Source organism: Alcanivorax sp. NBRC 101098, from assembly GCF_001010505.1.
GTDB lineage: Bacteria > Pseudomonadota > Gammaproteobacteria > Pseudomonadales > Alcanivoracaceae > Alcanivorax > Alcanivorax borkumensis.
In genome coordinates this window covers 1,287,954-1,300,372 of the sequence record NZ_AP014613.1, presented here as the reverse complement: position 1 = coordinate 1,300,372, position 12,419 = coordinate 1,287,954, and the positions used below count along the sequence as shown (strand labels likewise).

At 52.3% G+C, this 12,419-nt stretch carries 13 protein-coding genes; 4 read left to right on the top strand and 9 right to left on the bottom strand.

The window, feature by feature from the left end; all coding sequences use genetic code 11:
• Positions 1 to 3: 3 nt before the first annotated feature.
• Complete coding sequence (minE, locus tag AS19_RS05920; protein WP_011588401.1) at positions 4 to 255, top strand: cell division topological specificity factor MinE; 252 nt, start codon at positions 4 to 6, stop codon at positions 253 to 255.
• Positions 256 to 350: 95 nt separating this feature from the next.
• Here minE and AS19_RS05915 read toward each other — a convergent pair whose 3' ends face one another.
• The gene (locus AS19_RS05915; protein WP_011588400.1) at positions 351 to 668 is read right to left on the bottom strand and encodes an antibiotic biosynthesis monooxygenase; all 318 of its coding nucleotides are present in this window, start codon (positions 666 to 668) and stop codon (positions 351 to 353) included.
• Positions 668 to 1,429: a zinc-dependent peptidase gene (locus AS19_RS05910; RefSeq protein WP_011588399.1), complete on the bottom strand. Its 762-nt coding sequence runs from the start codon at positions 1,427 to 1,429 to the stop codon at positions 668 to 670. The genes AS19_RS05915 and AS19_RS05910 overlap by 1 nt, the downstream gene beginning before the upstream one ends.
• A gap of 139 nt (positions 1,430 to 1,568) precedes the next feature.
• Here AS19_RS05910 and AS19_RS05905 point away from each other — a divergent pair, with 139 nt between their 5' ends.
• Positions 1,569 to 2,522: a DMT family transporter gene (locus AS19_RS05905; protein WP_050731502.1), complete on the top strand. Its 954-nt coding sequence runs from the start codon at positions 1,569 to 1,571 to the stop codon at positions 2,520 to 2,522.
• Positions 2,523 to 2,738: 216 nt separating this feature from the next.
• On the opposite strand, the gene AS19_RS05900 is transcribed toward AS19_RS05905, so the two are convergent.
• Entirely contained in the window at positions 2,739 to 3,005 is a 267-nt protein-coding gene (locus AS19_RS05900; RefSeq protein ID WP_011588397.1) for an acyl-CoA-binding protein, read from the bottom strand.
• Between the two features lie 168 nt (positions 3,006 to 3,173).
• On the opposite strand from AS19_RS05900, the gene AS19_RS05895 reads away from it, so the two are divergent.
• Complete coding sequence (locus tag AS19_RS05895; RefSeq protein WP_046961829.1) at positions 3,174 to 4,403, top strand: GAF domain-containing protein; 1,230 nt, start codon at positions 3,174 to 3,176, stop codon at positions 4,401 to 4,403.
• Between the two features lies 1 nt (position 4,404).
• On the opposite strand, the gene AS19_RS05890 is transcribed toward AS19_RS05895, so the two are convergent.
• Positions 4,405 to 5,049: a 1-acyl-sn-glycerol-3-phosphate acyltransferase gene (locus AS19_RS05890; protein WP_011588395.1), complete on the bottom strand. Its 645-nt coding sequence runs from the start codon at positions 5,047 to 5,049 to the stop codon at positions 4,405 to 4,407.
• A complete protein-coding gene (locus AS19_RS05885; RefSeq protein WP_011588394.1) occupies positions 5,046 to 5,831 on the bottom strand; it encodes an acyl-CoA thioesterase II in 786 nt (261 codons plus the stop codon). The genes AS19_RS05890 and AS19_RS05885 overlap by 4 nt, the downstream gene beginning before the upstream one ends.
• A gap of 219 nt (positions 5,832 to 6,050) precedes the next feature.
• On the opposite strand from AS19_RS05885, the gene AS19_RS05880 reads away from it, so the two are divergent.
• The gene (locus AS19_RS05880) at positions 6,051 to 8,087 is read left to right on the top strand and encodes an LTA synthase family protein (protein ID WP_011588393.1); all 2,037 of its coding nucleotides are present in this window, start codon (positions 6,051 to 6,053) and stop codon (positions 8,085 to 8,087) included.
• Between the two features lie 273 nt (positions 8,088 to 8,360).
• Here AS19_RS05880 and AS19_RS05875 read toward each other — a convergent pair whose 3' ends face one another.
• The 4 genes from AS19_RS05875 to AS19_RS05860 are packed head-to-tail and all read right to left on the bottom strand — an operon-like array spanning position 8,361 to position 12,262.
• A complete protein-coding gene (locus AS19_RS05875; RefSeq protein ID WP_011588392.1) occupies positions 8,361 to 9,080 on the bottom strand; it encodes a proteasome-type protease in 720 nt (239 codons plus the stop codon).
• 19 nt (positions 9,081 to 9,099) lie between these two features.
• On the bottom strand, positions 9,100 to 9,897 hold the full coding sequence (locus AS19_RS05870; protein ID WP_011588391.1) for a transglutaminase family protein: 798 nt from the start codon (positions 9,895 to 9,897) through the stop codon (positions 9,100 to 9,102).
• Complete coding sequence (locus tag AS19_RS05865) at positions 9,888 to 10,823, bottom strand: alpha-E domain-containing protein (protein ID WP_011588390.1); 936 nt, start codon at positions 10,821 to 10,823, stop codon at positions 9,888 to 9,890. The genes AS19_RS05870 and AS19_RS05865 overlap by 10 nt, the downstream gene beginning before the upstream one ends.
• Positions 10,817 to 12,262, bottom strand: a complete 1,446-nt coding sequence (locus AS19_RS05860) for a circularly permuted type 2 ATP-grasp protein (protein WP_035458388.1) — start codon at positions 12,260 to 12,262, stop codon at positions 10,817 to 10,819. Before AS19_RS05860 ends, AS19_RS05865 begins: the two co-directional genes overlap by 7 nt.
• Positions 12,263 to 12,419 lie beyond the last annotated feature (157 nt).

The window sequence follows — 12,419 nt, the reverse complement described above, 5'->3', positions numbered from 1 at the left end:
CGGATGAGCATCTTTAGTTATTTGCTTCCCAAAAAGCAGAACACGGCATCAGTGGCGAAAGAGCGCTTGCAGATCATTGTGGCCCGCGAACGCTCCACACGCGGTGGCCCAGATTATCTGCCGCAGCTTCAAGAAGAGCTGCTTCAGGTGGTCCGCAAATATGTTCCTGTGGACCAAGACGCCGTGAACGTCCAGGTAGACCGGGAATCCGGGTGTGAAATTCTAGAGTTGAATATCACCCTGCCGGAAGGCTGATTCCTAAAGCAACCGCCCCTGTTGTAGGCTACTACTACTGCACAGGGGTGCTCGCTACTCGCGTCTCCCTGCCCTGTTTACTTTCGACGAAACCGCTAAACCTTTCTCGGCGGCAACACCTGCCACTGCGGCTCGTCGTACTCGCCGATTACGCTGACCTCAACCACCTTGGCGTGCTTTTCCAAAATCGCTTTTACCTTTGCGCTACGGCTATCGTCTTTAGCATCACGGTGTGCCTTGCTCTCCCAATGAGCGATGGCCAGCACCGTATCAGAGTGGCCAATTTTGCGGTGCAGGTAAGTCCCTTTTGCCCCAGCACTTTGCTGAATAATTTCACTGGCCTCCACCCAACCCTTAGCATACTCATCCACGCTAAAGCCAGGCTTCACCCTCACTTCGAATATAAACTTCATTATCGCTCTCCCTGCCGATAGAACTGGGCCAACAAGCGGTACAGCGCCGGCCAGTCCTTGTAAAGCTGATCCGGCCCTTCAAAAAACGCCTCGCTACACACCGCAAAAAATTCACCCGGGCCGGTCAACGCATAGGCATCCACCGGCATGTGCCGGTGGTGCTGATAATCGCTCAGCAGCTCTTCCCAGCATGCGGTAAAGGTTTCATGCCATTGCTTCGGGTTCATCCCGGTATGCAGTGGCGGCCTGCCGTTGGCACCATTGCGGCGCATATCCAGTTTGTGGGACATCTCGTGAATCACCACATTACTGGCTTGATTGCTCGGGGCACAAGCCTCCTCAATCGCGTCCCAAGAGAGAATAACCGGCCCCTGGTGCCAAGCCTCTCCAGCCAACACCGGACCTCGAGTATGAACAACGCCATCCTCACTGAAATGAGGGCGATTAGGAATGAACGCGTCCTCATACAAAATCACCGTGTACCAACCGTCATACCAGTCCAACCCTAGGTAGAGAATCGGCACGCAAGCCATGGTGGCCACTTTCAGGCACATGGCATCGGTATAGGCAAAGCCGCCGCCAGACGCAATGCTTTTGCGGGCCAGAAAACGCAGCGACAGATCAAACAATGCCTGCCGCTCTTGCCCCTCAAATCGAACCATTAATGGCCAGTCCGCCACAGCGGCCTCCCACTCCTCGCGGGTATAGCCCATTTTCTTAACGCGTCGGGCATCACGCCAGTTTTTCCAGGCTGCAAACATCCATTGTCCTCGTACAATCGGTCATTTGTGTTGTGCGACGCCACCTACTCTGACCATCAAAGCGACATTTCACCAGCCATTACCCGCCAACACGCCTGTGCTACCATCGCCGGTCTGTCTCAACTGCGAACCCTGCTCAGTGACTATCCGCCAAGCTTATAAAGCCGACCTGCTGCTTCTAGTGGTCACCCTTCTGGCTGCCATCAGCTGGATGTTCTCCAAAGAAGCCGTACTGGCCATGCCTCCCTTGTTGTTCATGTCACTGCGCTTTCTGCTAGCCTCTGTGCTGCTAGGCTGCATAGCCCATCGCCAGCTGCGCCGGCTGTCGCGCCAGCAGCTGATACGCAGCGCGCGCGTGGGGCTGGTATTCGGCACCGCGATGAGTTTCTGGATTGTCGGCCTAGCGGTGGGTGATCACGTGGGCGAAGGCGCCTTCCTGACCAGCTTGGGAGTGGTGCTGGTGCCAGTGATTGCCCGTATTGTCTTTGCCGAAACGGTGCCCACCAGCACTTGGCTGGCCTTGCCTGTCGCTGCCGGAGGCTTGGCCCTACTATCACTTGAGCAAGGGTTGCATCTAGATGTGGGCCAGCTCTGTTTTGTGGCCGCCGCGACCATCTTTGCACTGTACTTCAACCTCAATACTCGCGCGGCCAATACTATCGCCATCCAATCAGCCAGCGGTGAGAGTATCGAACACCCACGTATACCGGCCATGGCACTGACTACCGTCGTGTTGGCCGTGGTGGCTCTGGTGACCGGTACGCTGTCAGCCTTCAGTGAACCCTGGGTTCCGGTGTTTACGTCGATGACCCCCACTCTGGTGATGTGGATTGTGCTCAGTGCCAGCATTGGCACAGCGCTGCGTTTTCTGGTTCAGACCTATGCACAAAGCCTTTCCCTAAACAGTCACGGTGTAGTGATTATGGTGCTGGAACCCATGTGGACAGCATTAATTGCGGCAGCCTGGTTCGGCGAACACATGACCTGGATCCAGCTGGCGGGGTGCGCTTTAATTTTTATTTCCTTGCTGGTCAACCGTTGGCGGAGGGTACGGACTTTGCTGAAATCACTGATCGCACCGAAATGCCCCTAACAGGCGCTCGAATGCACCTAGCGTGCTCAACCTCTATGCGCCAACGTCCGACGCTAGAAGCACAACACCCTGAAAAGACCCGTTAGCGGGGTAAAAACGTGGACAAATACTTGGCCGCGGGATGTGCAACGGGTTACGACAAAACAAACCCTAAAGGCAATACAGGCTAGGGAATAGCGGATGGTGAGTGCATGACGCACTCACCACGGTAAGCAATCAGCTTTTATGGCTTTTCAACAAAGCGTCCACCTTGTCGATATATTTGCCTTTGGCTTCGTCCGCACTCAACCCTTTCAACTTGGCCCAAGCGTCATACTTGGCACGTCCCACCATATCCATCATTCCTGGGCGCTTGCCAGACACATCGCCCGTGCTGCCCTGCTTGAAATGGGCATAAAGAAACAGCAAGTCATTATTGGACGGTTTGCTATCAAGGGTTTTAACATCTTTCTGGGCTTGTTCAAATCGGGCAGTATCGGTCATGATGTTTCCTGTCAGATGTGGGCATTGTTGTATAAGGTAGCACTAGGGAGCGATTAAAAAACCCATAGTATGCGCCTTGATTCCAGTGGAAATAGTGCGCTGTGATCGTATCGGAATCAACATAAGCGCGGGCAACAAAAACATAACAAAGAATAATCAGGTTACGTCATGAACGACGCAGAGCAACTCCAGACCGATCAGACCATCGACCCACAACAGGAAAGCATTCTTCGCGATGCACTCAATACCTTTATGGTTCAGTTTGATCGCGACCTAGAACAACGCTATAAGCAACACTCTCATGACCGCACACTGGATCTGATCAATCGCTCAATCTATCTGATGCTTGGCCTTTACCTGCTCGTGGTAGTGCCCGTTACCCTAATAGTAAAAACACCGGAAATGGCAGCCTGGCGCAATTATGGTGTGTACCCCATTGCCGTGGCTTTGGTAGGCCTCTGGTCCTGCACCCGTTTAGACTGGTTGCGCCCCTACGCCATTATCGTCATGTATCTGGCTTTGTGGTTGTCACTCTCAGGCACCATTCTGGGGGGCATTCGCTTCAATAGTAGCTTCCCAGGGCAAGTTTCATCCTTTGAAAGCATCTACCTACTTATTATCGCGTTCTCTATTCTACGCTTGCCACCACGGCAAACCTTAATTACCGCCATCATCGCTGCGGTGTTTGCCCTCGCGATTAGCGTGATTACAGCGCTCAACATTCATCTTCTGTTAATAATGCTATCCTTCTCCATTCCACTGATGATCTGCACAGTGAACGGTTATATTCTCGACATCAGCGCCCGGCGTAACTTCGCCAACAATTTGTTGCTAGCACACGAATCTGCACAACTGAACCGCTGGCGCGCACAGGCAGAGAAAGACGCCAACCGACAGCAGCAGCTCAATCTCTTTATGGGGCAAATCGCCGGTAATCTGACTCCCTCGCAATTACTCGAACGGGTGCTGGGCTATTTAGTACAGCACGTAGGTGCGAAAATTGGCGCAGCCTACATGCTTGAAGGTAATCAGCTTATTCGCAAAGCCAGCTGGGCCTTAAGTGGCGAAGCGCAGGCCAGAGAGGTAGTACCCTCCGATGAAGGGCTACTCGGCGCCGCTCTGAATCAACGTTTGCTCATACAACAACATCAGGTCCCAAAACATTATCTGGATTTGGAAACCGGGCAGGGGAAAAGTCCTCCAGGAGCTGTGCTACTCTGGCCACTGATCCAAGGAGACCACCCTCTGGGCATCATAGAAATTGCCAACTTCGAAGGTTTCGATCAGGAACAGCAAACACTTATCAGCGAACTACATCACCCCCTATCCTTTTCGCTACAATCCGCCCAGCACCGCCAGCATCTCCTTGATCAGTCCGGCAAAACTGCCAACGTCTGAATCAATCAATGCCGCGAGCAGCTTTTTCCGCTTTCAGCGGGGCGGATAACTGCGCAGGTTTGCGCGGAACAATATCCGCCAACGACGCGGTCATTCGCGCCATATCAGCATCAATATCGCCCGTCGGCAGAAAGCAATCTACAATCCGGACCTGCCGGCGCCGGTAACAGAAACCTAACACGACAATCGGCACCTGCATTTGCTCAGCAATACGGTAAAACCCGGTTTTCCAACGCTTGGCGCCTTTACGCGTCCCCTCCGGCGTTAGCCCAAGCCAAAATGGTGTTTCCCCCATCACCGACGTCGTCTGGTCCACCACATCCCTGGCACTTTCTCGATTCACAGGGATGCCGCCCAGCCAGTACATGAACCGCCCAAGACGACCTTTAAACAACGTGTGCTTACCCATGAAGCGCACATCCAAGCGCAAAGACTGAATAGCACTGATACCAATGACCCCGTCTATGTTCGACGTGTGTGGCGCCACCGCCAAAACTGCCCGAGGCGTATCGGGCAAATCACCAACAATACGCCACCCCATAACAGTCAAAATCAGCCGCCCTAGCGCCGCCAACAGCCAGTGCCCACGACGAGGCACTTGCTTACCTAAAGTCCGCGCCGTGAGTGGCACCAGTTCCGATTTCATGCAAATACCGTAAAGGTTTGTCGACTCAACGCCACAGCCTTACCCGCAGCATCCCAAACCACCGCCTGACTTTGACCATAGCCATCACTGCATTGGTCCGTGTTTACCCGATATTGCCATAAAGTCTCCGGCGAGTGGACACTAGGGTCATCCAAGAGCTCCATGGTCCAGGTCAAGGAACTGGCGGGTGCTGGCCCTTTGAGCAGAGGTAAAACTGAAGGCGCCCAGGTATCCACCAATGCAATCAGCGCTGCGGTGCTCATGGTTTCCGGCGGCACAGTAAACCCCATGTAACCACCGTAATCGGGCTCAGAACTGCCACTGAACGGCGGCATGCCTTCTGCGTAATGGATATTAAAATGGGAAAAAAAATCCGGCGTCAATCCTTTGATAAACGGTACCGAAATACTCTGCTCTGGAGATTTCATCACTGGGGCCGATGGCCCTTCTACCACTACACTGGATTGGCGACTGGCCCCAAAGCTGGCCAACATAACCGCCACCACCTGCCCTCCTTGACGGGCGGAGACCATGGCCTGCATAACGGATTTGCCTTCCCGAAACACAGTCTCGTCTAGTGCCACCGGACCCGGCACCGCAGGGGCGACAAAAGAGAGAGAAAAACTACGTAGAAACCTCCCGCGAGCCACGGTTTTTTCTAAATGTTCAAACAGCACCGCCCCCACCAGGCCACCAAATAAGGTCCGGCCCTGCCCCCACCCTTCTGGAAACGTGGCGTTACCCTGGCCATCAATCGTGGCTAGAATCTCATCGAATGTCATGGTCTCTCACTTCTGCGTGTTTTGAATTTGCGGTGCTTTATTTACCATTCCTGCGAAGCCAGTAAAAGTCATTATGCCGGCTCAAAGAGGATTAACGGCGCCATAACCAGCAACAATGCACATAAAACAGCCAAAAAATGTGTTTTCCCATGCGCTTGTTCCTCCTTGCCGGTAGCATAGGCGCCCCTTTTTTAGTTTCGCCAGTATGGAGACAATGACATGACCTGGTTGAAATCCCGACGTCTGCAGTATCTGCTGGCCATCACCGCCCTCTTTTTCTCGTTGATGGTTGTACTACGTGTCGTCTTTTATTTTGGCTTTTCAGAAATTCCATCATCAACGACCGTAGACTCTGAAGCCGTGCTTAGCGCCTTGGGCATTGGACTGCGTTTTGACTTGCGACTCGCCCTGCTGATAATGCTGCCGTTAGCCGCCTTGGCATACCTGCCACGGTTTAACATACTAAACAGCGGCCTGATGCGGTTTCTTGCCCATAGCTACCTGATCATTGTTTTGGTCCTGCTCGGTCTCACCTACGTTCTTGATTTTGGCCACTATGCCTATTTAGGCGAACGGCTCAACGTGACTGCCCTGCGTTTCTTGCAAGACACTCGAGACTCCACCTTGATGGTCTGGGAAAGTTATCCGGTAATCTGGATCACCTTGGGCTTAATTGCCGGCGTGGCGGCTTGTTATTGGCTTGCCAGAATAGCCGAACACAAGTTACTGCAACGACCCGCCACAAAAATTTCTTGGCTACAGGCCACTGCCGGGTTTTTGGTTTGCTTCACTCTTTTCTTCTTTGCCATTCTTGGTCGAGTCAGCAACATCAACATTCTCAACCCGATTCCGCTTCGCTGGAGTGAAGCCTTTGTCTCCGGAGACCGGGCTATCGGCGCCTTGGGTCTCAATCCTGTTCTCTACTTTCGCGACACGCTGGTCATTCCTGTTTCCCCCTTTGATGAGGATAAAGTTACCGAGTATTACCCCCTGATTGCCGATCACCTTGGCATCCCCGAACATCAACGTCAGGATTTGAATTTTACGCGCATGATGGATGTACAGAGTCACAAGCTTGATTATGACCGCCCCCCTAATGTGGTCTTCATCATGCTTGAGTCACTGGGCGCCAGCCGTGTAAGCAGCTACGGTTTACCCGTTGAGAGCACCCCGAACCTAGATCAACTGGGCCACGATGGCTGGCGTTTCGAGCATTTCTATGTCCCAGTAACTGGCACCGCCAAAACGATATGGGCCACGTTTACCGGTATCCCAGATGTGGCTCCAATTGAAAGCGCCAGTCGCAACCCTCTGACCAGTCACCAACGCACAGTGCTGAACGCATTTGAGGGATACCGAAAATTCTATTTCATTGGCGGGAATGCCGGCTGGGCAAATCTGGATGGCTTCGTACAGCAAACCATCGACGGACTCGAACTGCATGAAGAAGGTGACTGGCAATCCCCGGACGTGGACGTCTGGGGCATTTCCGACCTGAACCTATTCCGGGAATCTAACCAAATTCTCGCTGAGCTACCGGAAGATCAACCCTTCTTTGCCTTTATCCAAACCGCAGGCAACCACCGGCCTTTCACCATTCCTGAGAATAACGGTGACTTCCAAGCCCGCACGGACCTATCCGATGAAGAGCTGGCCAAATTTGGCTTCCGAAGCGCAGCCCAGTTCAACGCAGTACGCCTGTTGGATTACAACGTGGGTAAATACATGCAATGGGCCAAAGAAAGCGATTACTTCGACAACACCATCTTCGTATTCTTCGGCGATCACAGTAATCGAATCACCACCTTGCCACACATGCCGGCCATGGATCAGCTGGAATTAGAAAGCAACCATGTGCCACACATCCTGTATGCCCCCAAGTATCTTAAACCCAGGGTCATCAAGGAATCGGTAGGCCTAGTGGACGTGCTCCCCACCATAGCCGGTATGCTAGGGCTGCAATATCCAAACACCACCCTTGGTCGGGACTTCCAAATTCCTGCTCCCGAAGGCGATCGCGCCAATTTTGTGGTGCTGAGGGAAGGCCCCAGTCCAATCTACGGCATGGTGACAAAAGATTTTCTAGTCCGGATGAATGCTGATGGCAGCAATGCCACCTTGCATGATCTGCATAGTGACACCCCCAGCCATGACGAAGCCGCGCAACATCCTGAAGCCTTTAAGCAACTATTTGATCTTGCCCGAGGCCAATACGAAACAGCGCGCTACATGTTTTACGATAATGTGGATAAGTGATAGGCAACACTCATCCAACATGCAACATCTGCAATAAATGCGCGTATTAATACTAAGAAGCCGCACCCAAACCAGGGTGCGGCCATCTCTATTTCGCTTTTTGACCACGCCAGTCCCCCACAGCAGGACTCCCCCTCGCCATACTAGGGTCAGGTTTAGCCAGTAATCTCAGCCAACCCTCTTCTGAAGTGTAGCCCAACGCTTTCTTGCTGCAGACGTGTAACTGTATTCGGGGTGCCTCTGGAAAATGGTTTGTAGGCTCAATCCGATGACTTACCACTGCACATCGGGCAAACAAGAAAAAGCTTCCCGTAGTCCTTGCGACCATGCCTCACCCAGGGCGCGAAAATTCGCATCGTTCTCCGTAACATTGTGGTGATTATTCAGGCTGAGGCTGTCTTTCTGGTAGAGCAACACATCAAGGGGTAAGCCAACCGATAAGTTAGAACGGATAGTAGAATCCAAGCTAATAAGTGCACATTTTGCTGCATCTTTTAGCGAAAGCGAATAGTCCACCACACGGTCCAAGATTGGCTTGCCATACTTGGTTTCACCAATCTGGAAATAGGGAGTATCCCGAGTGCTCTCAATAAAATTGCCTTCCGGATAAACAAGAAAAAGGCGTGGAGCTTCGCCTTGTATTTGGCCTCCAACAATGAAACTGCTGCCAAAATTTACGCTGCTTTGGCTTTGCCCAGAATCACGCATAATCACTTCCCGGCACGTGCTGCCCACCACACTGGCAACATCATACATGGAAGACACGCCATGAAGATTAGGCCGATCACTACCCAAACGCATATTAAGCAGGCTGATCACACTCTGAGTCGTTGCCAGATTGCCCGCGCTGAGTATCACAACAGCGCGCTCGCCTGCTACTTCAAACTTGTGAAGTTTACGGTAGGTAGCGATCTGATCTACTCCGGCATTGGTTCGTGAATCAGCCGCAAAGACCAACCCCTGCTCCAGTCCCATGGCCACACAATACGTCATGCCGAGCTACTCCGTGTCATCACTGAGATTGTGAAGGCACGGTCTCGCTAACCCATGCCACAGCTTCGAGCGACTCTACCCCACCCCCGAAGCGGACGCCACGAACAGGACAAGCATCTAGGTAATCCATGCCCACCGCCAGTTTCAAATGCTGGCGCGGCAAACAGGTTTGATTGGTAACATCGAAGGTATGCCAACTGTCATCATGCCAAACTTCAGCCCATGCATGGCTAGCCACATGCTCTGAATCGCGACTATACAGATAACCGCTAACGTAACGCGCAGGCATTCCCAGTGCACGGCAACACGCCAAAAATACGTGGGTATGATCCTGGCACACCCCTTTCTGCAAGCTCCAGGCGTCACTGGCACGGCTTCCTACGTGTGTTGCCCCTGGTGTAAAAGGCATGCCACTAAGTATTGCTTCGCTCAGATTTTCCAAATGGCGCTCCGCTGACATGCCATCATATCGGTGAGCTAGCTCTTCCAGACAATCATCCGCCTTTGTCAACGAGGTATTACGTGTAAAGACCAGCGGAGAAAGGCGCTGATCGGCATCTTCGCTATCCTCATCCGTAATCTCAACCTGTCCATGTACCGTCAGATTAATAGCCTGGTGGGGCCTATCCAGAGTAAGCACGTGGAGGATATTGTTATACCCATCGGATACTTTCTCCGCATGTTCAGGCAAGTCCATTGTCCAGTTCAGCACTTTTTGTCGTAGCGAAGGTCTGGGGGTCAGCCGCAGGTACTGGGTACTGTGCTTAACCCGTTCCGAATAACGATATTCCGTGCTATGTCGTATTGTTAATTCCATACCAGCTCCAGGTATTCACTCTGAATGGTGTCAGCCAGTTCATTAATCCGGCGCAAGAAATCAGTCAGGTAGTTATGCAGTCCAATCTCAAGAATATGCCCCATGTCGCCATATTGAAGACGAGCAAGTTGCACAGCAGCTAAGCGTTTAGCCTCAAGTCCCGCCTCTCCTTCAATGGCAGGCAGAAGCTCACACAACATTTGCAGACACGATAACAACGACCGGGGAACTTCCGGCCTGAGAATCAACAACTCGGCAACGCGCTCGGCATTAATAGTTTCACTAAACATTTCGCGAAAAGCTTCGTACCCTCCCAATGAACGTAGCAAGGCATGCCAACGGTAATAATCCACCGTGGAGTCACTCTCCGATTCTTCTTCCCGGTGTTTAACATCGAGAATACGAGCGGTGTTATCCGCCCTTTCAATAAAGGTCCCCAAGCGTAAAAAACGAAAAGTATCGCTTCTCATCAGGGTGCCATAGGTAGCCCCACGGAACAGGTGTGATCGATTTTTCACCCACTCAAAGAAAGCGGTTTCGCCATAATTCTGCAGCCCGGTTTGACTGATTTCCTTGAGCTCTAGCCAAGTACCGTTAACGCTTTCCCACATTTCTGAAGTGATTTTTCCTCGCACCGCATGAGCACTGGCTCGGGCCTGGCGAAGACAGGAATAAATGCTGGCAGGGCTGTCAGGGTCAAGGGTAAAAAAGTACAGCACATTATTCGTGGTTACCTTGCCATAACGGGCGCTATAGTCATCCCAGGTACCGGTAATGGACAATGGCGCCGTAATTTCCTGCTGGGTATCGACCGCGTAACGAATCAGTGACAGATTCCACACCACGTCCAGCACCCGGGCGGTATTTTCTGCCCGTTCGACGTCACGTGATAGCCAGTATAGGTCGGATGCCGTACGACTCAGCATGTGCTGTCCTCCCCGCTCTCCAAAACCCAAGTATCCTTGGTACCACCACCCTGTGAGGAATTAACAACCAAGGAACCGGGCTTAAGCGCAACCCGTGTCAGCCCACCGGGTACGACTCGGGGTTCGTTACTGCTGAGCACAAAAGGTCGCAGGTCAATGTGTCGAGGGGCAATACCTTCGTCAACAAACACCGGGCATGTAGACAATGACAAAGTGGGTTGTGCAATGTAATTATCGGGATCCGCTAACAGCCGCGCTCGAAACGATTCAATTTCTGTTTGACTGGCTGCTGGCCCCACCAACATCCCGTAACCACCGGCGCCATGAACCTCTTTAACAACCAGTTCCGGTAATTTTTCCAACACTACCTTCAGATCGTCCTGTTTTCGGCATTGCCAAGTAGGGACATTGGAGAGAATCGGTTCCTCATCAAGATAGAATCGAATCATATCCGGCACATAGGGATAGATAGATTTGTCATCGCCCACTCCGGTACCCACCGCATTGGCCAGCACCACGTTCCCCTGACGGTAAACCGAGATCAATCCGGGAACGCCGAGCATGGAATCCGAACGGAACGCGAGTGGATCAAGAAACGCATCATCGATACGCCGATAAATCACGTCCACCTTCTGCGGGCCCGCGGTAGTCCGCATATAGACATAACCATTCTTTACAAACAGATCAGCGCCTTCTACCAATTCGATACCCATCTGCTGGGCCAAAAAGGCATGCTCAAAATAAGCACTGTTAAACTGCCCCGGGGTAAGTAACACAACGCAGGGATGGCTGTGAGTGGCGCTTTGCTGCAATGTCTCCAGCAACAATGCTGGGTAGTGCTCAACTGGCGCCACGCTCTGCCCGGCGAACAATTCAGGAAAAAGGCGCATCATCATGCGCCGGTTTTCAATCATGTAGCTTACCCCCGAAGGGGTACGTAGGTTGTCCTCCAATACAAACCAAGATCCTTCACCATCCCGAATAAGATCGACCCCGCTGATTTGCGAATAGACCTGATTGGGGAGGTCAACATCCTGCATACAGGGCTGATATTGGGCATTACCAAAAATCTGCTCTGCGGGAATACGCCCGTCGCGAATAATATTCTGGTCGTGGTAAATATCATGCAGGAATAGATTCAGTGCCTGAACACGCTGAATAGCACCGCGTTCCAACAAACTCCACTCACTGGCAGGTAAGACACGCGGCAGGGTATCAAACGGGATAAGTCGTTCGGTGCCGCTCTCCTCGCCGTAAACATTGAACGTAATCCCAACACGATGAAACTGCAGCTCTGCTTCCTTGCGCTTACGTAGCAGTAAGCTTCGGTCCTGTCGGAGCAACCAATCATGGTAGCTCGTGTAGTGAGGTCGCACCTCACCGCCCGGCGCTATCATCTCATCGAAACCGGGCACTGCCGGCAACTGTAATGAACGCATGGCATCGTCCCTGTTAATGAAGCACGCTAAAAGCATCGTCCTTTTTGTATTGCTAATGCATAAAGCAGCAAGTCCTGTGCCAAAACATGCCCCCATTAGCCTGTAAAAAATCACCACAGAGGCTTACCAAGGGCCAATAAAGTGCAAAGCAAAAAAA